Source organism: Streptomyces sp. NPDC055140 (assembly GCF_053607285.1).
Genome location: NZ_JBSGTG010000011.1, coordinates 227,106 through 248,549 on the forward strand (window position 1 = coordinate 227,106; position 21,444 = coordinate 248,549).

General features: G+C 71.4%; 17 protein-coding genes. 7 read left to right on the forward strand and 10 right to left on the reverse strand.

Annotation, left to right across the window (positions count from 1 at the left end):
• Window positions 1–151 precede the first annotated feature (151 nt).
• On the reverse strand, window positions 152–829 hold the full coding sequence (locus tag ACWFR4_RS22555; RefSeq protein ID WP_453461849.1) for a bifunctional DNA primase/polymerase: 678 nt from the start codon (window positions 827–829) through the stop codon (window positions 152–154).
• Window positions 830–1,290: 461 nt separating this feature from the next.
• Between ACWFR4_RS22555 and nsdA the strand changes: the two genes are divergently transcribed.
• The 5 genes from nsdA to ffh all read left to right on the forward strand — a co-directional run bounded on the left by nsdA (window position 1,291) and on the right by ffh (window position 8,980).
• A complete protein-coding gene (nsdA, locus tag ACWFR4_RS22560; RefSeq protein ID WP_453461851.1) occupies window positions 1,291–2,763 on the forward strand; it encodes a transcriptional repressor NsdA in 1,473 nt (490 codons plus the stop codon).
• A gap of 303 nt (window positions 2,764–3,066) precedes the next feature.
• Window positions 3,067–4,410 carry an ammonium transporter gene (locus ACWFR4_RS22565; RefSeq protein ID WP_453461854.1) on the forward strand — a complete coding sequence of 448 codons (1,344 nt, stop codon included), beginning with the start codon at window positions 3,067–3,069 and terminating at the stop codon, window positions 4,408–4,410.
• Window positions 4,407–4,745, forward strand: a complete 339-nt coding sequence (locus ACWFR4_RS22570; RefSeq protein ID WP_116509391.1) for a P-II family nitrogen regulator — start codon at window positions 4,407–4,409, stop codon at window positions 4,743–4,745. Before ACWFR4_RS22565 ends, ACWFR4_RS22570 begins: the two co-directional genes overlap by 4 nt.
• 21 nt (window positions 4,746–4,766) lie before the next feature.
• Window positions 4,767–7,256 (forward strand): [protein-PII] uridylyltransferase, encoded by a 2,490-nt coding sequence (locus ACWFR4_RS22575; protein ID WP_453654167.1) that lies wholly within the window; start codon window positions 4,767–4,769, stop codon window positions 7,254–7,256.
• 170 nt (window positions 7,257–7,426) lie between these two features.
• Window positions 7,427–8,980: a signal recognition particle protein gene (gene ffh, locus ACWFR4_RS22580; RefSeq protein ID WP_453461859.1), complete on the forward strand. Its 1,554-nt coding sequence runs from the start codon at window positions 7,427–7,429 to the stop codon at window positions 8,978–8,980.
• A 67-nt stretch (window positions 8,981–9,047) separates the two neighbouring features.
• On the opposite strand, the gene ACWFR4_RS22585 is transcribed toward ffh, so the two are convergent.
• The 8 genes from ACWFR4_RS22585 to yhfZ form a co-directional block, all read right to left on the reverse strand.
• Entirely contained in the window at window positions 9,048–10,283 is a 1,236-nt protein-coding gene (locus ACWFR4_RS22585) for a phosphopentomutase (protein WP_453654169.1), read from the reverse strand.
• Window positions 10,283–11,446: a YhfX family PLP-dependent enzyme gene (locus ACWFR4_RS22590; protein WP_453654171.1), complete on the reverse strand. Its 1,164-nt coding sequence runs from the start codon at window positions 11,444–11,446 to the stop codon at window positions 10,283–10,285. The genes ACWFR4_RS22585 and ACWFR4_RS22590 overlap by 1 nt, the downstream gene beginning before the upstream one ends.
• A 2-nt stretch (window positions 11,447–11,448) precedes the next feature.
• A complete protein-coding gene (locus ACWFR4_RS22595; protein WP_453461867.1) occupies window positions 11,449–12,585 on the reverse strand; it encodes an aminotransferase class V-fold PLP-dependent enzyme in 1,137 nt (378 codons plus the stop codon).
• A gap of 2 nt (window positions 12,586–12,587) precedes the next feature.
• Window positions 12,588–13,538, reverse strand: a complete 951-nt coding sequence (locus tag ACWFR4_RS22600; protein WP_453654173.1) for a phosphotriesterase family protein — start codon at window positions 13,536–13,538, stop codon at window positions 12,588–12,590.
• 37 nt (window positions 13,539–13,575) lie between these two features.
• A complete protein-coding gene (locus ACWFR4_RS22605) occupies window positions 13,576–14,916 on the reverse strand; it encodes a YhfT family protein (RefSeq protein ID WP_453654208.1) in 1,341 nt (446 codons plus the stop codon).
• 49 nt (window positions 14,917–14,965) lie between these two features.
• Window positions 14,966–15,322 (reverse strand): DUF2620 domain-containing protein, encoded by a 357-nt coding sequence (locus ACWFR4_RS22610; RefSeq protein ID WP_453654175.1) that lies wholly within the window; start codon window positions 15,320–15,322, stop codon window positions 14,966–14,968.
• On the reverse strand, window positions 15,319–15,720 hold the full coding sequence (locus ACWFR4_RS22615; RefSeq protein ID WP_453654177.1) for a PRD domain-containing protein: 402 nt from the start codon (window positions 15,718–15,720) through the stop codon (window positions 15,319–15,321). The genes ACWFR4_RS22610 and ACWFR4_RS22615 overlap by 4 nt, the downstream gene beginning before the upstream one ends.
• Window positions 15,721–15,824: 104 nt before the next feature.
• A complete protein-coding gene (yhfZ, locus tag ACWFR4_RS22620) occupies window positions 15,825–16,763 on the reverse strand; it encodes a GntR family transcriptional regulator YhfZ (protein ID WP_453461879.1) in 939 nt (312 codons plus the stop codon).
• Window positions 16,764–16,856: 93 nt separating this feature from the next.
• Here yhfZ and ftsH point away from each other — a divergent pair, with 93 nt between their 5' ends.
• Complete coding sequence (gene ftsH / locus ACWFR4_RS22625) at window positions 16,857–18,863, forward strand: ATP-dependent zinc metalloprotease FtsH (RefSeq protein WP_453461882.1); 2,007 nt, start codon at window positions 16,857–16,859, stop codon at window positions 18,861–18,863.
• A 6-nt stretch (window positions 18,864–18,869) separates the two neighbouring features.
• Here ftsH and ACWFR4_RS22630 read toward each other — a convergent pair whose 3' ends face one another.
• Window positions 18,870–19,733 (reverse strand): SAM-dependent methyltransferase, encoded by an 864-nt coding sequence (locus ACWFR4_RS22630; RefSeq protein WP_453461885.1) that lies wholly within the window; start codon window positions 19,731–19,733, stop codon window positions 18,870–18,872.
• A gap of 233 nt (window positions 19,734–19,966) precedes the next feature.
• Here ACWFR4_RS22630 and proS point away from each other — a divergent pair, with 233 nt between their 5' ends.
• Window positions 19,967–21,382 (forward strand): proline--tRNA ligase, encoded by a 1,416-nt coding sequence (gene proS / locus ACWFR4_RS22635; RefSeq protein WP_453654179.1) that lies wholly within the window; start codon window positions 19,967–19,969, stop codon window positions 21,380–21,382.
• Window positions 21,383–21,444 lie beyond the last annotated feature (62 nt).

Consider the following 21,444-nt stretch of genomic DNA (forward strand, 5'->3'; position numbering starts at 1 on the left):
CGGGGGGTGCCGTGGGGGCCCGCGTGCCCCGCCCCCCCCCCCCCCCCCCCCACCCCCCCCGGCCCCCCCCCCCCCCCCGGGCGCGGGCCGCGCTTCCCTGTGTGCGGGCCGCCGCCAGGGCCTCTCGTTTGGATCAGGCGGACGAAAGGCCCTAGACCGCCGGCGAGCGATGGGCCACGTACGCCAGGGTGCCGAGGACGAGGCGGGCCTGCGGGGGCTGGGTCGCCGAGTCGAGTCCGGGGGAACGCAGCCACCGGACCGGGCCGAGGCCGCCGCGGTCGGAGGGCGGGGCGGTGATGTGGGTGCCGGGTCCGAGTGCGTGCAGGTCGAGGGCCGCGTCGTCCCAGCCCATCCGGTAGAGCAGTGATCCGAGTTCGGCGGCGGAGCCCGGCGCCACGAAGAAGTGGGCGCGCCCCTCGGGGGTCGCCGTCACAGGGCCGAGCGGCAGCCCCATCCGCTCCAGGCGGACGAGTGCGCGACGGCCGGCCGCCTCGGGTACGTCGATGATGTCGAACGCGCTGCCGACGGGCAGCATCACCGCGGCGCCGGGGAACTGCTCCCAGGTCTCGGTGACCTCGCCGAGCGTGGCCCCGGCGGGGACGGTCGGCGCGTGGTCGATGGGGTGGGCGCCGGGCGAGGGGCAGTCCGCCTTGCCGCAGGAGCAGGCGCCCGCCGAGGCGCGTGTCCCCGGCACCGCCTCCCAGCCCCAGAGCCCGGTGAACTCGGCCACCGAGGTGCAGTCCGACGTGCGGCCCGCAGTGCGGCCGCGGCGACGCGTGCCGGTCCGGATGTCGAGAATCCCGCGGCTGCCGCCGATCGTGAAGCCCATGCCCCCTCCAACGGGTCCTGCGCACCGGTGGTTACGAGACGGAATCGGATCGTGACCCTCTGCTTCCGAAGGGCCGTGAACCACCGACTCGGGGCGGCGCTCGAGGGGGTGGTGCGCCCGGTGCCGCACGCCCCGGCGTACACCGCTCCGCCCACTTTCGGCCGTCCTATGTCAAGTGAATCGTGTGTGGCGCTCCCCTAGTTCATTCGAAGGGGTGGCGAATGGTGGCGTTTCCGGGTTCGCCATGGCCGGAGGGGTGATCGTAGGATTACTTTCAGTACACGAGCCCCTGGGGCGTATGCACTCTTGGGTATGCCGCAGGCAAGTCGGTTTCCTGTTCGAGGAGTGACAACCACCGGACGGGCGGCCGTCGTTGACGGCATGCTGGTAGGGCTTGACGCACATCGCACCCCGCAGCAGCGGGGTGGCGAAGAGGTGGCTTCAGGGATGGGGGCGTTCCAGTGGGCGGCAGCGACGGAAGCGTGACGAACGCTGAGAAGCGCCCCAATGAGCTGCTGAGCTCGTGGTTCCTGCGCAGCGGCTGGTCCAAGGGCGAGCTGGCGCGCCAAGTGAACCGCCGAGCACGGCAGTTGGGCGCCAACCACATCTCCACGGACACCTCGCGCGTGCGCCGCTGGCTCGACGGCGAGAATCCGCGCGAGCCGATCCCGCGGATCCTGTCCGAGCTGTTCTCCGAGCGCTTCGGCTGTGTCGTGGCGGTCGAGGACCTCGGCCTGCGCGCCGCGCACCAGTCGCCCTCCGTGTCCGGCGTCGACCTGCCGTGGACGGGCCCGCAGACGGTGGCGCTGATCGGTGAGTTCTCCCGCAGTGACCTGATGCTGGCGCGCCGCGGATTCCTCGGCAGCGCCCTCGCGCTCTCCGCGGGTCCCGCGCTCATCGAGCCCATGCAGCGCTGGCTCGTGCCCACGCCCGGGACCCCCACGGCGGAGCCCGACCCGGCGGCCCTGCGCCGGGGGAACCGGCTCTCGAAGCCCGAGCTCGACCTCCTGGAGTCCACGACGGTCATGTTCCGCCAGTGGGACGCCCAGTGCGGCGGCGGGCTGCGCCGCAAGGCCGTGGTCGGCCAGCTGCACGAGGTGACCGACCTGCTCCAGGAGCCCCAGCCGGAGGCCACGACGAAGCGGCTCTTCAAGGTCGCGGCCGAACTGGCCGAGCTGGCGGGCTGGATGAGCTACGACGTGGGCCTCCAGCCCACCGCCCAGAAGTACTTCGTCCTCGCCCTGCACGCGGCCAAGGAAGCCGGCGACAAGCCGCTCGGCTCGTACGTCCTGTCCAGCATGAGCCGGCAGATGATCCACCTCGGCCGGCCCGACGACGCGCTGGAACTCATCCATCTCGCGCAGTACGGCAGTCGCGACTGCGCCAGTCCGCGCACGCAGGCCATGCTGTATGCGATGGAGGCCCGCGCGTACGCGAACATCGGGCAGCCCGGCAAGTGCAAGCGGGCTGTCCGGATGGCCGAGGAGACCTTCCACGACGCCGACGACTGGGACGACCCGGACCCCGACTGGATCCGTTTCTTCTCCGAGGCCGAGCTGCACGGGGAGAACTCCCACTCGTACCGCGACCTCGCCTATGTGGCGGGCCGCAGCCCCACGTACGCCTCGATGTCCGAGCCCCTGATGCGGCGCGCCGTCGAGCTCTTCGAGAAGGACGCCGAGCACCAGCGGTCGTACGCGCTGAACCTGATCGGGATGGCCACGGTGCATCTGCTCCAGCGTGAGCCCGAGCAGTCCACGGTGCTCGCCGAGCAGGCCATGATCGTCGCCAAGAAGGTGCGCTCCGAGCGGGTCAACACCCGTATCCGTAAGACCGTGGACACCGCGGTCCGTGAGTTCGGGGACGTCGCCGAGGTCACGTACCTCACCGACCAGCTCGCGATCCACCTGCCGGAGACCGCCGAAGCGGTCTGAACCCTTGTCCCCGGCCGCGGCCGGCTGTCCCGGACTGCCCGACTCGGCTCCCCCGTGCCAGGTCAACCGGATGGCCCGCCGCGGCCGGCCTTTGTTGGTTGCGTCACGATAACGATCGCCTCACCCGGTATCAGGCAGTTCATTGACGCGTAACACGCACGACCTCTTCGTCACTGCGGCGAAACATCGAGGGGCGTCCACGGAAACCGCGCTGCACCATTCTCTTGGCGCATAACCGGCCCACCCCTCATGACCGCACAGGCTTCGCCCGCACGGGGCCGTACCAACGACGAGGAGACGCCGATGCCCCCAGGCATCACGCTTGCCGCAGACACGCCCACGCTGTCTGCCGCCAATACAGGGTTCATGCTGATCTGTTCCGCCCTGGTGATGATCATGACGCCGGGACTCGCCTTCTTCTACGGAGGCATGGTCCGCGTCAAGTCCACCCTGAACATGCTGATGATGAGCTTCATCAGCCTCGGGATCGTCACGATCCTTTGGGTCCTCTACGGCTTCTCCGCCGCCTTCGGCACCGACCACGGCAGCCTGATCGGCTGGTCCTCGGACTACGTCGGGCTCAGCGGCATCGGCCTGACGCAGCTGTGGGACGGCTACACCATCCCGATCTACGTCTTCGCCGTGTTCCAGCTGATGTTCGCGATCATCACGCCCGCCCTGATCAGCGGCGCGCTCGCCGACCGTGTGAAGTTCAGCGCCTGGGCGCTGTTCATCACCCTGTGGGCCACGCTCGTGTACTTCCCCGTCGCGCACTGGGTCTGGGGGACCGGCGGCTGGGCGTTCGACCTCGGCGTCATCGACTTCGCCGGCGGTACCGCGGTCCACATCAACGCGGGTGCGGCCGCTCTCGGTGTGATCCTCGTGATCGGCAAGCGCGTCGGCTTCAAGAAGGACCCGATGCGGCCCCACTCGCTGCCGCTGGTGATGCTCGGCGCCGGTCTGCTGTGGTTCGGCTGGTTCGGGTTCAACGCGGGCTCCTGGCTCGGCAACGACGACGGCGTCGGCGCGCTGATGTTCGTCAACACGCAGGTCGCCACCGCCGCCGCGATGCTCGCCTGGCTGATCTACGAGAAGATCAGGCACGGCGCGTGCACCACCCTCGGCGCCGCCTCCGGCGCGGTCGCCGGCCTCGTCGCGATCACCCCGTCCGGCGGCTCCTGCTCGCCGCTCGGCGCGATCGCCATCGGTGCCATCGCGGGTGTCCTGTGCGCCATGGCCGTCGGCCTCAAGTACAGGTTCGGCTACGACGACTCGCTCGACGTCGTCGGCGTCCACCTCGTCGGCGGGGTCATCGGCTCGCTCCTCATCGGCTTCTTCGCCACCGGCGGCGGCCAGTCCGACGCGCAGGGACTCTTCTACGGCGGCGGCCTGACCCAGCTGTGGAAGCAGCTCGCCGGCGTCGGCGCGATCCTCGCGTACTCGCTCGTCGCCTCCGCGATCCTGGCCTTCCTGATCGACAAGACGATCGGCATGCGGGTCAGCGAGGACGACGAGGTCTCCGGCATCGACCAGGTCGAGCACGCCGAGACCGCGTACGACTTCAGCGGCGCGGGCGGCGGCACGGCCCCCCGCTCGGCCGGCCCGGTCCAGGAGGCAGCAGCGCAGATCAAGAAGGTGGACGCATGAAGCTCATCACGGCGGTCGTCAAGCCGCACCGGCTCGACGAGATCAAGGAAGCCCTCCAGGCCTTCGGCGTCCAGGGTCTGACCGTCACCGAGGCCAGCGGCTACGGCCGCCAGCGCGGCCACACCGAGGTCTACCGCGGCGCCGAGTACACCGTCGACCTCGTACCGAAGATCCGCATAGAGGTCCTTGTCGAGGACGACGACGCCGAACAGCTCATCGATGTCGTGGTCAAGGCCGCCAGGACCGGCAAGATCGGGGACGGCAAGGTCTGGGCCGTCCCGGTGGAGACCGCCGTCAGGGTCCGCACCGGTGAGCGCGGGCCGGACGCGCTGTAAACGGAACAGAGGAGTCGCTGGGTGACGAGTGTGGATGTGCAGACCGGAAAATCGGACGACGACGATTCAGCACCCAGCGGCTATGCGGCGGCCCGGCTGCGCCTCCTCCAGGGGGAGGCGCGGTCCGGGCCGCCGCGCCGTTCGGCGCTCGCGGAGCTGACCGACGGCTGGCTCGGCGAGCTGTTCACCGCCGGGGCGCGTGAGCTGACCGGGGTGTCCCTCGTCGCCGTCGGCGGCTACGGACGCGGCGAGCTGTCCCCGCGCAGCGACCTCGACCTGCTGCTCCTGCACGACGGCAGCGCCGGCCCCGGTGCCATCGCCTCCCTCGCGGACCGCGTCTGGTACCCCGTCTGGGACCTGGGGCTCGCCCTCGACCACTCCGTCCGTACGCCCGCGGAGGCCCGTAAGACGGCGGGCGAGGACCTCAAGGTGCAGCTCGGCCTCCTCGACGCCCGGCACATCGCCGGCGACGTCGGCCTGACGGCGGGCCTGCGCACCGCCGTCCTCGCCGACTGGCGCAACCAGGCGCCCAAACGCCTGCCCGAACTGCGCGACCTGTGCGACGAACGGGCCGAGCGCCAGGGCGAGTTGCAGTACCTGCTCGAACCCGACCTCAAGGAGGCCAGGGGCGGGCTCAGGGACGCCACCGCGCTGCGCGCCGTCGCCGCGTCATGGCTCGCGGACGCCCCCAGGGAAGGCCTCGCCGACGCGCGGCGCAGGCTCCTCGACGTACGGGACGCCCTGCACCTGGCCACCGGCCGAGCCACCGACCGCCTCGCCCTCCAGGAGCAGGACCAGGTCGCAGCGGAACTCGGCCTCCTCGACGCCGACACCCTGCTCCGCCAGGTCTACGAGGCCGCGCGCACCGTGTCGTACGCCAGCGACGTCACCTGGCGCGAGGTCGGGCGTGTGCTCAAGTCGCGGGCCGTGCGGCCCCGGCTGCGCGCCATGCTGGGCGGCGGGAGCAAGCCTGTCACCGAGCGGTCACCGCTCGCCGAAGGCGTCGTCGAGCAGGACGGCGAGGCCGTCCTCGCCCGCGCGGCCAGGCCCGAGCGCGACCCCGTGCTGCCGCTTCGCGCAGCCGCGGCCGCCGCCCAGGCCGGACTGCCGCTGTCCCTGCACGCCGTCCGTAGGATGGCCGCCGCCGCGCGCCCCCTGCCCACGCCGTGGCCCGGCGAGGCCCGCGAACAGCTCGTGACGCTGCTCGGCGCGGGCCGGCCGACCGTCGAGGTCTGGGAGGCGCTGGAGGCCGAGGGCCTGATCACGCGGCTGCTGCCCGACTGGGAGCGGGTGCGGTGCAGGCCGCAGCGCAACGCCGTGCACACCTGGACCGTCGACCGGCACCTCGTCGAGACCGCCGTGCGCGCCGCCGAACTCACACGCCGCGTCGGCCGCCCCGACCTGCTGCTCGTCGCCGCGCTCCTGCACGACATCGGCAAGGGCTGGCCCGGCGACCACTCCGTGGCCGGCGAGATCATCGCGAAGGACGTGGCCGCGCGCATCGGCTTCGACCGCGCGGACGTCGCCGTCGTCGCATCCCTCGTACGCCACCATCTGCTGCTCATCGAGACGGCGACGCGGCGCGACCTGGAGGACCCGGCGACGGTGCGGGCCGTCGCGGACGCCGTCGGCTCCGTGGGGACGCTCGAACTGCTGCACGCCCTGACGGAGGCGGACGCGCTCGCCACCGGGCCCGCGGCCTGGTCCTCGTGGCGCGGGTCGCTCGTCACCGACCTCGTCAAACGGGTCGCCGCCGTCCTCGCGGGAGAGGACCCCGACGGCGGCGACGGCCCCGCCGCGGCCGAGCCCACGGCCGAACAGGAGCGGCTGGCCCTGGAGGCGTTCCGCACGGGCGGCCCGGTGCTGTCCCTGCGCGCGCAGACCGAGGCCCCCGTCGACCGGGACGCGGAAGGCGCCGAGTCCGCGCCCGCCGACCCGGAGCCCCTCGGCGTCGAACTGCTCATCGCCGTCCCCGACCAGCCGGGCGTGCTGCCCGCCGTCGCCGGGGTGCTCGCCATGCACCGGCTCACCGTCCGCACGGCGGAGCTGCGCGCCCTCGACCTGCCCGCCCAGGTGCCGGGCTCGGTCCTGCTCCTCGACTGGCGCGTCGCCGCCGAGTACGGCTCCCTGCCCCAGGCTGCCCGGCTGCGCGCGGATCTCGTACGGGCCCTGGACGGCTCCCTGGACATCGCCGCCCGGCTCGCCGAGCGGGACGCCGCGTATCCGCGGCGGCGCGGCACCGTGGCGCCGCCGCCGCGGGTGACGGTCGCCCCCGCCGCCTCGCGGCACGCGACGGTGATCGAGGTCCGGGCACAGGACGCACCGGGCCTGCTGCACCGCATCGGCCGGGCGCTCGAGACGGCGCACGTACGGGTGCGGTCCGCGCATGTGTCGACCCTCGGGGCGAACGCGGTGGACGCGTTCTATGTCACGCGGGCCGAGGGGGAGCCGCTCCCCGCCGCGGACGCGGCCGCGGTGGCGGGCGCGCTGGAAGGGGCGCTGCGGGGGTAGCGGGGCCGAGGGGGAGGCCGGCGGACGGGGGGTACCGGTCTCCCCGGGAGTGCTTCGTACGGCCTCGGGAACGCTTCGTACGAATGGGGTGGAGACCCCACTGGACACCTCCGGATACCCTGGAGGACGACCTGTCCGCCCGCCCTTCAACCCGAGGATTCGCGACCGCCGTGTTCGACACTCTTTCCGACCGCCTCGCAGCGACATTCAAGAACCTCCGCGGCAAGGGGCGCCTCAGCGAGGCGGACATCGACGCCACGGCGCGCGAGATCCGCATCGCCCTGCTCGAAGCGGACGTGGCCCTGCCCGTTGTCCGCGCCTTCATCAAGCAGGTCAAGGAGCGTGCGGCCGGCGCGGAGGTCTCCCAGGCGCTGAACCCCGCCCAGCAGGTCATCAAGATCGTCAACGAGGAGCTCATCGGCATCCTCGGCGGCGAGACCCGGCGCCTGCGGTTCGCCAAGAACCCGCCCACCGTGATCATGCTCGCGGGTCTCCAGGGTGCCGGTAAGACGACCCTCGCCGGAAAGCTCGGCCACTGGCTGAAGGGGCAGGGCCACGCGCCGCTGCTCGTCGCCTGTGACCTCCAGCGTCCCAACGCCGTGAACCAGCTGAGCGTCGTCGCCGAGCGCGCCGGCGTCGGCATCTACGCTCCCGAGCCCGGCAACGGCGTGGGCGACCCGGTCCAGGTGGCCAAGAACTCCGTCGAGTTCGCCCGGCAGAAGCAGTACGACGTCGTCATCGTCGACACCGCCGGCCGCCTGGGTATCGACCAGGAGCTCATGCAGCAGGCCGCGGACATCCGCGACGCGGTCTCTCCCGACGAGGTCCTCTTCGTCGTCGACGCCATGATCGGTCAGGACGCGGTCAACACCGCCGAGGCCTTCCGTGACGGCGTCGGCTTCGACGGTGTGGTGCTCTCCAAGCTCGACGGTGACGCCCGTGGTGGTGCCGCCCTGTCGATCGCGCACGTCACCGGCCGCCAGGTCATGTTCGCCTCGAACGGCGAGAAGCTGGACGACTTCGACGCGTTCCACCCGGACCGCATGGCGTCCCGCATCCTCGGCATGGGCGACATGCTCACGCTGATCGAGAAGGCCGAGCAGACCTTCTCGCAGCAGGAGGCCGAGAAGATGGCCTCCAAGCTGGCCTCCAAGAAGGGCCAGGACTTCACGCTCGACGACTTCCTGGCCCAGATGGAGCAGGTCAGGAAGATGGGCTCCATCTCCAAGCTGCTCGGGATGCTGCCCGGCATGGCGCAGATGAAGGACCAGATCAACAACCTCGACGAGCGTGACGTCGACCGTACGGCCGCCATCATCAAGTCGATGACCCCGGCCGAGCGCGCGGACGCCATGATCATCAACGGCTCGCGCCGTGCCCGTATCGCCCGTGGTTCGGGCGTCGAGGTCAGCGCGGTGAAGAACCTCGTCGAGCGGTTCTTCGAGGCCCGCAAGATGATGTCCCGCATGGCGCAGGGCGGCGGCATGCCGGGGATGCCCGGGATGCCGGGCATGGGCGGCGGCCCCGGCCGGCAGAAGAAGAAGCAGAAGCAGGCCAAGGGCAAGCAGCGCTCCGGCAACCCGATGAAGCGCAAGCAGCAGGAAGAGGAAGAGGCGGCGCGCCGCGAGGCCGCGGGCCAGAGCGGCAACGCGTTCGGCCTGCCCGCAGCCGACCAGGACAAGAACTTCGAACTGCCCGACGAGTTCAAGAAGTTCATGGGCTGACCGGCCACTTCGTAGACATGTGTAAGGGGCGCCCGCCATCGGCGGGCGTCCCTTACACATGTGCGGGTCAGGCTGCCCGCGCCGCCGCCTGGCTGATCTCCGTGCCGTTCGCGAGCCCCGCCGGATCGAGGCCGAGCGCCGCCGCGGCCGTCGCGCCCACGTCCGCCAGGCTGCCCGCGTCCGGCAGCAGTTCGACACCGGCCGCACCCGGGCGGTGGACGAGGACCGGCACGAACTCCCGGGTGTGGAAGGCGTGGCCGATCGTCGGGTCGTTGCCGTGGTCGCCGGTCACGATCAGCCGGTCGCCGTCCGCGTCGAGCAGCGAGACGAGCGCCGCGAGCCCCGCGTCGACCTGCTCCAGGACGTGCCCGTAGCGCTCCACGTCCTGCTGGTGCCCGGCCAGATCGCTCTCCTGCACATTGGCCACGACCAGCGCCTCGCCCTTGGCGCGAACGGCTTCGAGCGTGTACGCGAGCACGTCCGCGGTCGGCACGGCCGGGCGCCGCACCGCGTCGTCGCAGGCCAGGATGTCGGCGGCCTTCCCGACGAGCGTGACGGGGATCCCGGCCCGCGCCGCCAGGTCCGGGAGCTGCCGCGTGTGGTCGAGGCCCGCGCCGAGATGCCGCACCTCAAGGCCACCGTTGCGGTAGAAGCCGCTCGCCGGGGTGTCGAGGCCGACCGTGCCGCCGTCCCCTTCGCGTACGAAGTCGGAGAGCGGACCGCTCGCGTGGCCGCCCACCGCGATCACCCGCGCGACGGGCGCCACCGCACGCACCGTGCGCGCGACGGAGAGGATCCCGTCGAAGCCCAGGTCGTCGAGGCGGCCCGAGGCGTTCCAGTTGATACCGGGGTCGGCCTCCAGGTTGTCGTGCACGAGCACGACCCCGTCGACCACCAACAGGGTTCTGCCGCCGAGGAGTTCGACCCGGTGGCCGGCGTCCTCCAGGGCCGCGGTGACCTCGTCGAGGTGGTCGCCGAGCCGCGCCACCGTCACCCGGCTGAAGTCGGCGCCCATCATCGTCTGGTGGCCCGCGTACGTGTCCGCGCCGGGGTAGCCGAGCCCGGCCCGGCCCGCCGCGACCGGCAGGTGGGTGCGCCGTGCGAGGTCCGGGTGCGGGTGCACCAGGCCGAGTCCGAGCGCGCCGAGCGCGGGTAGCCGCAGCGGCCGCCCGAACGCCTCGCGGCACCGGTCGAGCACATGTCCGCAGGTGTCCGCCGCCAGGTCGCCGGGGCGCAGGGCGCCCGCGTCCGGCATGGCGCCGACACCGAATCCGTCGACGACGACGATGACGGTCTTGCTCATCACAGAGCCCTTCCTTGCGCGTCGTACAGGCCGGTCAGGCGCGGGGACCCGGACGACAGGCCCGTCACCACCGCGACCGTCGAGCGGGTCACGAAGATCTGCGTGCGGAACGCGAGCAGCGCCGTGTCGCCCGCCGCGACGGCGCGGCCGGGGGCGGGCGCGTCGAGCAGCCGGTAGTAGTCGATGTTCTCCGCGGGCGCGTCCTGCACCGCGAGGCGCCGGCCCGAGCGGGGCAGCAGCGCCGAACCGATGTGCGCGCGGGGGTAGAAGCCGCCGCCGAACACGGCGGGCCTGCCGTCGGCGAGGGTGTGGGCGACCTCGGTGACGTAGACGTAGGCGGGCTTCTCGGGCTGGCCGGCGTCGCGGGCGTGCAGGGGGGTGGTGCCGGTGAGCGAGTGGCCCGGCTCGCCGTGGGTCGCGCCGTGTTCTGCGAGGAGGGAGAGGCTGGCCATGGAGGTGGCGCTCGGGGCGCTCAGCTTCAGGCCTTCGTAGCCGCGCGAGGTGAGCAACTCCCTTGCCTTGATGGCGAGTTCGAAGTTGGCGGTGGGGCGTGGCGTGCCCGTCGCCGGGTCGCACAGGACGCACGGGAACGCGGTGACGCCCGCGATCCGCACTCCCGGCAACTGTTCGACGGTGGCCGCGAAGCCGTCGAGCGCGCCGAGCGGAACGCCGCCTTCCTGCCCGGGATAGACCGCACCCTCCGCCCCTTCGAGGCGCACGAGGACGTCCTGGACGACGCCCTGCGCGCGGGCCTCGTCCGAGACCGCGCGGGCGTTGTCGACGTCGAAGACGGTCACGGTCTCCGGGCGCCAGGCCAGCATCTCGGGCAGCGAGCGGCGCGGGATCTGCACGAGGTGGCCGAGGTTCCCCGCCCGCGCTCCCGCCGCGTGCAGGGTGCGTGCCTCCGGAGCGTCGATGGCCGCGTACTTCGGGATGTGCCGGGCGATCGCCCTGATCAGCTCGGGGTTGCGGCCGAGCTGCTTCACGACGAACCAGAGGGTGAGCCCGAGCCGGTCGGCCTCCGCGGCGAGCAGCGCGGCGTTCGACTCGATCGCGTCGAGATCCATGACGTACGTGTCGGGCGGGATCGCGCCCCGCCGGTGGAGGTCGGCCGCGGCGTCGACGAGCTCAGGGTTGCGGGTGAGCAGACTGTCGAGGAACACGGTCAGTCGTCCTTTGCGTGGTGCTTCAGTACGTCGAGGGAGCGGCGCAGGATGTCGATCACGAGGTCGGCGCCCGCCCGCATCGGATTGATCCGCACCGTCCAGTCCGCGAGCCCGGGGGAGTCGTCGAGGGACGAGCTGGACATGCGGTAGAACAGCGGCGCGATCTCGTAACGGGAGTTGGAGCCGACGGGATAGGGCGCGGCGCCGAACCGAGCGGCGACAGCGGGGAGTTCCCGCGCGACGGGCCGGTCGAGGCGCACGAGCAGACACCGGTCCTGCGCGTTCGCGAGCCGCACCTCGGCGACGCCGTCCACCTCGCCGGCGGTGAGCCGCTCCGCGACCTGGGCACCCACCCGCGACTGCACCGCCCACATCACCGGCACGTGCGTCAGGGCGCGCAGCACGTCCAGCGCCTGATGACCCTGGACCTGACCGCCGCCCGAGTAGTTGTCGGCCCGGACCCGTGCGACGAGGTCGCGCGCCCCGACGACGATTCCCACGCCTTCGGGCCCGTGCAGCTTGAACAGCGAGAAGCAGGAGGCGTCCGCCCCGAGTTCGGCCCCCGACGCGGGCACGCGCAGCACGGCGTAGTTGTCGTCGACGACCGTGCGCACCCCGGCCGCCCGGCACGCGGCGAGCACCTCGCCCGGGTCGTACGAGTCGCCGAGCCGCTGCCGGGTGTGCTGGACGTACGCCCACCGGAAGCGCCCCGATGCGAGGGCCTCGCGCAGCGCGCCCAGGTCGTTGAAGTCGGCCTCTTCGGTGCGTACGCCGATGCCGCGCAGCGTGACCTCGGTCGTCCGGTACACCGGCGCCCTGTGGATCAGCAGCGGATCGTCCGCGCTCACGGCGGCGTTCAGCGCGGCACGGATCGCTCCGGTGCCCGCCCCCTGGACGAACGCGGCGTCCTCGGCGCCGAAGAAGTCGGCGAGCACCGCCTCGGCCTTGGCGGTCGTGCGGGGCCGGCCGAGACCGGGCACGACGCCCGCGTCGGCGCTGAACAGCTCCTCGCCGGAGAAGTGCGCGGCAGTGCACTCGATCAGCCGGAACTGCCGGGCCATCGCCTCGTCGACCGGGATCGTGGCGAGCGGGAACGTCTCGGGGAGCGCGGGTGCGGCTGAGCAGGTGGGCGTCATCGTCAGATCTCCTCCACGCTCGCGCCGGTCAGGAAGCGCAGCGGATTGCGGCGCGTCATCAGGTCCACCAGGGCGTCGTCCACGCCCGCGGCACGCGCCCGGGGCAGGAACGACCGGAACAGATGCCCGTAACCCTGACCGCCCTCGAGCTCCAGATAGCCGTGGCGCGAGATGTCGCAGCTGAGCAGGACACGGTCGGCGTAGCCGGCTTCGAGGAGGGCGAGCAGCAGCCGGAGCCTGACGTCGTCGCTCTGGTAGCTCTCCTTGCCGACCGTGTCGAACGCGACGTACGCGCCGCTCGCGGCCAGCTCCTTGTGTACGGCCGGATCGTCGAGGAGGTCCTGGTGGCCGACCGAGATCCGGTGCGGGGCGAGGCCCTCGCCCGTGAGCAGCTCCAGCTGGGCGAGCCCGCCGCGGCCGAGCTGCGCGTGTGTGGCGACCGACAGGCCCGTGGCGACCGCGGCCCGCGCCGCAGCGCGCAGCGCACGCGACTCCGGCTCGCTGGGCACGTCACCGTGGCTGCCGACCTCGCCGAGCACGCCCGGCCGAACGCCCGTGGAGCCGAGACCGCCGTCGATCTCTCGGACCAGCGTGTCGGCCAGCTGCCCGACCTCCGCGCCGGCCAGCTCGGGCGTGTGGAACGGCTCGTAGTACCAGCCGGTAGCCGCGACGACGGCGACCTGCGCGTCCCGGGAGATCCGGGCCAGGGCACGCGGGTCGCGCCCCATGCCGCGGCACGTCAGCTCGATCACCAGGGTGAGGCCGAACTCCGCGCGCAGGGAGGCCAGTTCGGCCGTGACGGCCGGTCCGTGCACCTCGGGGTCGAGGATCGCGCCTCCGTCGCCGCGCCGGTCGAGGTCGAGCACCAGATGCTCATGGGCGAGGGCCGGGCCCTGTACGGCAGCCGCGGGGAGTGGGCCGGTGACGGTGTGGATGACGGGCGGGCTGTGCATGGTGTGGGGGTTTCCTTCCTCGCGTACGTACCCGGCCTCAGCCCTTGATCGGGGTGAACAGGTGGAGCCAGTACAGGAGGTTGAGCAGGATGCCGCCGACGATCACCGCGGCGGGAGCGGCCGCCATCCGCACGACCGGCCGGCCCATCGCCTCGTTCAGCAGATAGAGCCCGCCGACGACGAGGATGCCGAGACCGGCGCCCATGGCGTTGGCCGCCATCAACGAACCGAAGAGGATCGCCAGCTGGAGCGTGTCGGTGATGGCGCTGCGCAGATGTTCCGAGGAGTCGCGCACGCTCGGCAGCTTGCCGAGGAACTTGCCGATGTAGGAGAGGGCGAGCACCTCGACGGCGAACACGGCCGCGCCGACGATCGCCGCGAGGAACGGGTTCGGCAGCAGATAGCCGATGGGGTAGACGAGCGTGAAGCCCGCGATGCCGTACGCCCCCGAAGCGAGCGCCGTCGTCGCGATCAGCGGGATGAAGCCGAACACCCGGTAGAAGTCCACCTGGGCGGCCTCGCTGTAGTGCCCCTTCGCGATCAGGAAGCTGGTGGCCTCACCACCGCCGAATATGTGCATCTGCGCGAGCACGCACACACCCGCGCCGAGCACCATGAACAGCGGCAGGAACTTGCGCAGTCTCGCCGCGCTGGAGCTGAACAGCGACGCCATCGGGTCGTCAGCGAGGACCACTTCCTCGACGCCGCCGCCCTCGGCCCGCGCGGCCTTGCGCTCCCGGACGTCCTTGGCGATCGCGAGGCCGATGAGCATCAGGACACCGACCGCCATGGCGAGCGCGCCCGCGAACATGTTCGGCCAGATCTTCATGGTCATCACGACCAGGGCCAGTTCGAGGACGCCCGCGACGCCGCCCCACACGCGCCCGAACTGCTTGGTGATCGCCAGCACCGGGAACAGCGTGAACAGGAACAGGATCGGCGTCGACATCTGCTGCATCGCGGTGAGGAAGTCGACCGGCAGGTCGTGGGCCACGTTGTTCGCGCCGTTCAGGCCGAATACGACGACGGCGCCCCAGGCGCCGCCCAGGATCGGGGCGATCCACTTCTTCGGGGCGAGGAGCCCGAGGATGTCCGTGGGCAGGAACAGCAGCCACGGGTTGAGTACGCCGGTGGAAAGGGCCATCGGTGCGCCGAGGCCGAAGATGAACCCGGCGGAGAGCCCGAAGGAGACCGCGGTGGTGGCGCTGCGGGTGGACCGGCCCTGGATGAAGTCCAGCATGAACGGGCGTACACCGTCGTTGAAGACGGCCAGTGCCATGTGCGAGATGAACGCGGTCAGCGCGCACAGGGCGATCACGGTCAACTGCTGCGCCAGAGAGAAGTCGAGGTTCGCACCTGCGGCGAGAGTGGTGTTCACGGGGCTCACGGGATCTCCTTCGTGCCCGGGGCGGAGGTGCCTGGTGTGATCAGGCGCGCGCGGCGATGGCGCGGGCGATCAGTGGAGCGATGACGTCGATCTGGTCCATGGAGAAGCCGAAGGCCTTCTTGCCCTGGTCGAGCAGGGAGTTGACCTCGTCCTCGGTCGGTACGGAACGCCCGAAGGTGTGGCAGGCGGGCTGTCCCATGAGCCCGACGAGGACGCCGAGCGAGGCGCCGGCGCCGGTGTGACAGGTGCCGAGGTAGAAGTCGGCCTGGCCCACGCGGAGCTTCATCGCAGCGTCCATGTCGCTGGAGACGACGACGTCGACGCCGTCGAGGGCGAGCGCCTTGAGGGTCCTGGTGACCTCGACCTTGCCTACGCCGCCGGTGAGGATCTTCTTCATGGGGTGGTCCTTGGGGGTTGGGAGTCGGTTGATGGCTGTCCCGCCAGCACCGCAAGATGCATGGCCAAGAAGTTGATCTCGGAGTCGGGCAGGGTGGCGCCGAGCTGTTCGCGGGCGCGGGCGGCGACCTCGCGGGCGCCGGCCACGGCGTGGGAGTGGCCGGCCAGTTCCGCGGCCACCTGCTCGTCGGTGAGGAACTGCTCGATCGGCTCCCCGTCGACGAGCCGGGTCAGCGCCATCATCAGATGACTGGTGAGCATGCCGGCGGTCTGCTCGGTGACCTCGTTCCCGCGTTCCGCGAGGGCGGTGAGTTCGGCGGTCACGAAGTCGGCGACCTCGGGCCTGACCTGGCCGCCTTCGCGGAACAGCCGGATGCGGAGGGCGAGTTGGTCGTCCATGGGATCTCCTTCCGGGTTCCACGGGCAATTCGACAATAATCAGGATTCTGGATATTCAGGTCGGGCAGAGGCGGGCGAATCCTTCCGGCCCCACCCCTGCCGGTTCAGTACGACGGCACGCGCTCGCCCCGCAACACCTCGGCCTGCAGTGACGTCACGGTCGACAGGTCGACCGCGTCCCGCACCGCGGAGAGCGCCTTCGCGCCCTCGGTCCTGCCGATGATCGCCGCGCTGGAGTTGCGCAGGGACAGATCGCGGGTGACCTCGTCGCCCAGCGGCAGCACCTCCCCGCCCATCCCTGTCCGGCCCTGCACCTCGTCGAGATTCCAGACGGTGGCGTCGGCCAGCTTCTGCGCGAACAGGTCCCGCAGCTGCATGTACGAGGACTCGACCCACTCGATGTCGGTGCGCCCGGCGAAGGCGCGTTCTGCGAGCATCCGCTGGTCCTCGGAGGTGGGGTCCACGGCGACGCGCAGACCGGGTGCGTCGAGCGAGGCGCCCTCGCGCAGCAGCAGCCCGTGGGCGCCGACGTACGTGGCCGGGCCCAGGTCGGCGACAAGCTCCACCGGATGCTCCTCGATCAGCCGGTCGGCGGCGAAGCGCGAAAGCACCACCAGGTCGACCTTGCCGTCGAGCAGGGCCGTGGTCCGGGCGCCCGCGCCACGCATGAACGTGATCGCGAACGGGGTGCCCGCCTCCTCGAAGGCGGTACGCAGGCCGGTGGCCAGGCCCTCGTAGCGGCGGGAGTAGGGGAGGGGCATCGCGGCGAGCAGGGTGCCGAGGCCGGAGAGGCGCCACAGTACGGAGCGCTCGGAGCGCACCAGGAAGGTGCCGAGGTGGCCGCGCGCGGCGGTCTCGATGGCGCCGGACTCCTCCAGGAGCCGCAGGGCGGCCTGGACCGTGCCGTTTCCGCACCCCAGTTCCTCGGCGAAGTCGCGGACCCGGGGCAGTCGTGTGTCGGGCTCGTGGTTGAGCAGCAGGACCGCGAGCTGGCGAGCCGCGAGGCCGTTGCGCGTAAGGAAGCGCTCGTCGAAACCGTTCACGGCTCGGACAGTAACCAGGATTCTGGATACTGGCAAGGGTCCCGGATGTGTGCGGTCATGGGCGGGAGGCGTGACGGCAGGAGGAGAGCAGGCGTGGCCAACCCCGTACCCCCGCGCGACCGGACAGACCAGCCGTGGCGCTCCGAGGGGGCGCCTCCACCGCCCGCCAAGCCGCCGCGGAAGAAGATGCCCGGCGGCTGGGGCGGCCTCATCCTCACCGCCCTGATCGTCTACCTCATCGCCAACCTCGTGCTGTCGTTCTTCAACCAGGGCAACGAGCCGACGATCTCGTACACCGAGTTCAGCAAGCAGGTCGCCGACAACAACGTCACCAAGATCTACTCCAAGGGCGACGCCATCCAGGGCCAGCTCAAGAAGGAGCAGCCCACGCCCAGCGGCAGTGACAGCTCGAGCAAGAACTACACCAAGTTCAAGACCCAGCGCCCGTCCTTCGCGGACGACGACCTCTGGGCGAACCTGGAGAAGCACAACGTCACCGTGACGGCCTCACCGGTCGTCCAGGAGCGCAGCTTCCTCGCCAACCTCCTCATCTCCCTCGCCCCGATGTTCCTGCTCGTCGTGCTGTGGATCTTCATCGCGCGGCGGATGCGGCAGGGCTTGGGCGGCGGCATGGGGGGAGGAATGCTCGGGCGCAAGCAGCCGCCCAAGCCGGTCGAGCTGGAGCCCGGCATGCAGCGCACGACGTTCGCGGACGTCGCCGGCATCGACGAGGTGCAGGGCGAGCTCAGTGACGTCGTCGACTTCCTCAAAAACCCCGACGCCTATCGCGAGATGGGCGCGAAGATGCCCCGCGGTGTCCTCCTGTCGGGCCCGCCGGGAACCGGCAAGACGCTCCTGGCCAGGGCCGTCGCGGGCGAGGCCGGGGTCCCGTTCTTCTCCGCGTCCGCCTCCGAGTTCATCGAGATGATCGTCGGAGTCGGCGCCTCGCGCGTACGCGAACTCTTCGCCGAGGCCCGCAAGGTGGCGCCCTCGATCATCTTCATCGACGAGATCGACACGATCGGCCGGGCCCGCGGCGGCGGCTCCGCCATGGGCGGCCACGACGAGCGCGAGCAGACCCTCAACCAGATCCTCACCGAGATGGACGGCTTCTCGGGATCCGAGGGCGTCATCGTCATCGCGGCCACCAACCGCGCGGACGTCCTCGACCCGGCCCTCACCCGCCCCGGCCGCTTCGACCGCGTCGTGAGCGTCAGCCCGCCCGACCGCGGCGGCCGCGAGGCCATCCTCAAGATCCACACCCGGCAGATCCCGCTCGCCCCGGACGTTGACCTGCTGCAGGTCGCCCGCACGACCCCGGGCATGACCGGCGCCGACCTCGCCAACCTCACCAACGAGGCAGCCCTCCTCGCCGTCAAACGCCAGCAGAAGGCCGTCACCCAGACCGACCTCTCCCAGGCCCTGGAAAAGGTCCAGCTGGGCGCCGTACGGCCCCTCGTCATGCCGGAGGAGGAGCGCCGCCGCACCGCCTACCACGAGAGCGGCCACGCCCTGCTCGGCATGCTCCAGCCCGGCGCCGACCCCGTCCGCAAGATCACTATCGTGCCGCGCGGCCGTGCACTCGGCGTCACCCTCTCCACGCCCGACGCCGACAGATACGCCTACACGGAGGAGTACCTGCGCGGCCGCATCATCGGCGCGCTCGGCGGCATGGCGGCCGAACATGTCGTATACGGGGTCGTCACCACCGGCGCCGAGAACGACCTGGAACAGGTCACGAACATCGCGCGCGGCATGGTCGCCCGCTGGGGCATGAGCGACCGCATCGGCCGCCTCTCCGCCCTGCCGAGCGACGCCCAGCAGGCGTACGGGCTCTCCGCCGCGCCGCACACCCTCGACACCATCGACCACGAGATGCGCCGCATCGTCGACGAGTGCTACGAGGAGGCCTGCGCCAAACTCCGCGACCACCGCGGCCAGTTGGACGCCCTGGCCGCGGCACTCCTCGCGAACGAGACCCTGGACGAGGCGGAGGCCTACCGCGTCGCCGGCGTCATCCGCCTCACCAAGGACGAGGAGGCGCAGGGGACTCAGGGGACTCAGGACACCGACGGCCAGGGGACGGCGACGGACCACTAGCGACCGTCACGGGGTGCGCGCGATCACGTAGCGGAACACGTTCGGCATCCACACCGTCCCGTCCTGCCGCTGATGCGGATGCAGCGCCTCCGTCATCTCCTTCTCGACCTGGGACCGGTCCGTCGCGCCGATCGCCGCGTCGAACAGCCCCGTCGACAGCAGCCCGCGCACGGCGCTGTCCACGTCCGCGTAGCCGAACGGACAGGCGACCCGGCCCGAGCCGTCCGGCCTGAGCCCGGCCCGATGGGTGACCTCCTCCAGGTCGTCGCGGAGCGCGGGCCGCCAACTTCCCGTGCTGCGCAGCGGATCGGCGAGCTTCGTCGCGACCCGCAGGACCGACGACGTCGCGCACCGCTCCGGTGGACCCCAGCCGGCCAGCACGACGGGAGTACCCCGCTCGGCGAACGGCGACGCCGACTCCAGGAGCGCGCCGAGCCCCTCGGAATCACCCGCCATGCAGCCGATCGGCTGGAACGCGGTGATCAGGTTGTACGGCGGATCGTCCGGTTCCGCCGCGTCCCCGGGGCCCCCTTCGGTCAGTCGCGTGTCGCCACGCGCGCGCGTGCCCCACGTCTCGCCCTGGAGACGCTCTCTGGCCAGCGCGAGCCGTTCGGGCGCGGCCGCCTCGACGCCCGTGACCGCCGCGCCCCGCGACGCCGCCATCAAAAGGGCGAGCCCCGAGCCGCAGCCGAGGCCGAGAAGCCGGGTGCCGGCCGCTTCGCCGACCTCCAGCCGTTCGTAGACCGCTTCGTAGAGCGGGACCAGCATCCGTTCCTGTATCTCCGCCCAGTCACGCGCGCGTGCGCACAGGTCCACGCGGGGCACGCGCCCCGCGTGGGGGAGGTGCCGCTGCACGAGCGTAGGTGTCATCGAAAGCGCCCCAATCCGCCGAGAGTTACTGCTGTGGCGTGTTCCTGCGGTTCGTCCGCCCCCGTACATGTGCGCTCGCAGTTCCCCCGTATGCCAGAGAACTCCGCATCCGTCGTCTCGTCTAGGGGGTGTTCCCAAGGGCCTTCGGGCGCTGCGCGCGGGCCTGCGCCGCGTGGCCGGACGGGGGTAAAAAGATTGCCGACCGGGCGTAATCGCGCCGTAGCATGCGCGCCATGGCCAAGACACCCGTTCTCACGCCTCAGGCAGAGGACTTCCCGCGCTGGTACCAGGACATCGTCAACAAGGCCGAACTGGCCGACAACGGTCCAGTGCGCGGCACGATGGTCATCCGACCGTACGGCTACGGCCTGTGGGAGCGGATGCAGCAGGACATGGACGCCCGTATCAAGGAGACGGGCACCCAGAACGCGTACTTCCCGCTCCTGATCCCTCAGTCGTACCTCCACAAGGAGGCCGAGCACATCGAGGGGTTCGCGCCCGAACTCGCCGTGGTCACGCACGGCGGCGGCAAGGAGCTGGAGGAGCCCGCCGTCGTCCGCCCCACCTCCGAGATGATCATCAACGAGTACTTCGCGAAGTGGGTGCAGAGCTACCGCGACCTGCCCCTCCTCATCAACCAGTGGGCGAACGTCGTCCGCTGGGAGCTGCGCCCCCGCCTCTTCCTGCGCACCACGGAGTTCCTCTGGCAGGAGGGCCACACCGCGCACGCCACGTACGAGGAGGCCCGCGACTTCGCGGCCCGCATCCACCGACACGTGTACGCGGACTTCATGCAGGACGTCCTCGCGATGGACGTCGTCCTCGGCCGCAAGACCGCCAAGGAGCGCTTCGCCGGCGCCGTCAACACCCTCACGCTCGAAGGCATGATGGGCGACGGCAAGGCCCTCCAGCTGGGCACCAGCCACGAACTCGGCCAGAACTTCGCCAGGGCCTTCCACACCCAGTACCTGTCCAAGGAGGGCAAGCAGGAACTGGTCTGGCAGACCTCCTGGGGATCGACCACCCGCATGATCGGCGCGCTCGTGATGATGCACGGCGACGACAACGGCCTGAGGATCCCGCCCCGGCTCGCCCCCACCCAGGTCGTTGTGCTGGCCATCAAGGGGGACGACGCCGTTCTGGCCAAGGTCCACGAGATCGGCGGCGCCCTCAAGGAGGCCGGCATCCGCGTCCATGTCGACGACCGCACGGACACCCCGTTCGGCCGCCGCGCCGTCGACTGGGAACTCAAGGGAGTGCCCGTACGCGTCGAGATCGGCCCGCGCGACCTGGAGAACGGCACGGCGATGCTGGCCAGGCGCATCCCTGGCGGCAAGGAGCCGGTGGCCATCGAGGCGCTCGCCGCGCTGCTGCCCACCGTCCTGGAGGAGGATCAGGCACTGCTCCTGAAGCAGGCCCGCGAGCGCCGCGAGTCCCGTACGAGCGATGTGACGACGGTCGACGCGGCCGTCGAGGCCGCCACTTCGGGCGGCTGGGCCCGCATCCCGTGGGCCACGCTCGGCGAGGCGGGCGAGGCCGCGCTGGCCGAGCACTCCGTCTCCGTACGGTGTCTGGTCACCGAGGACGGGGCGGTGCCGGACGCGGATGACGCGGCGGGTAACGTCGCCGTCGTGGCACGCGCGTACTGAGCCACCGCACCTGCGAAGCGAGCGGCGCGAGAGAGGCCGAAAGGCCCCTTGCGCATCAGGGG

Coding starts and splice junctions, on each gene's coding strand:
- ACWFR4_RS22555 (WP_453461849.1), bottom strand. CDS start 829: ATGGGCTTCACGATCGGCGGCAGCCGCGGGATTCTCGACATCCGGACC.
- ACWFR4_RS22565 (WP_453461854.1), top strand. CDS start 3,067: ATGCCCCCAGGCATCACGCTTGCCGCAGACACGCCCACGCTGTCTGCC.
- ACWFR4_RS22570 (WP_116509391.1), top strand. CDS start 4,407: ATGAAGCTCATCACGGCGGTCGTCAAGCCGCACCGGCTCGACGAGATC.
- ACWFR4_RS22585 (WP_453654169.1), bottom strand. CDS start 10,283: ATGAGCAAGACCGTCATCGTCGTCGTCGACGGATTCGGTGTCGGCGCC.
- ACWFR4_RS22595 (WP_453461867.1), bottom strand. CDS start 12,585: ATGACGCCCACCTGCTCAGCCGCACCCGCGCTCCCCGAGACGTTCCCG.
- ACWFR4_RS22600 (WP_453654173.1), bottom strand. CDS start 13,538: ATGCACAGCCCGCCCGTCATCCACACCGTCACCGGCCCACTCCCCGCG.
- ACWFR4_RS22610 (WP_453654175.1), bottom strand. CDS start 15,322: ATGAAGAAGATCCTCACCGGCGGCGTAGGCAAGGTCGAGGTCACCAGG.
- ACWFR4_RS22615 (WP_453654177.1), bottom strand. CDS start 15,720: ATGGACGACCAACTCGCCCTCCGCATCCGGCTGTTCCGCGAAGGCGGC.
- ACWFR4_RS22630 (WP_453461885.1), bottom strand. CDS start 19,733: ATGACACCTACGCTCGTGCAGCGGCACCTCCCCCACGCGGGGCGCGTG.
- proS (WP_453654179.1), top strand. CDS start 19,967: ATGGCCAAGACACCCGTTCTCACGCCTCAGGCAGAGGACTTCCCGCGC.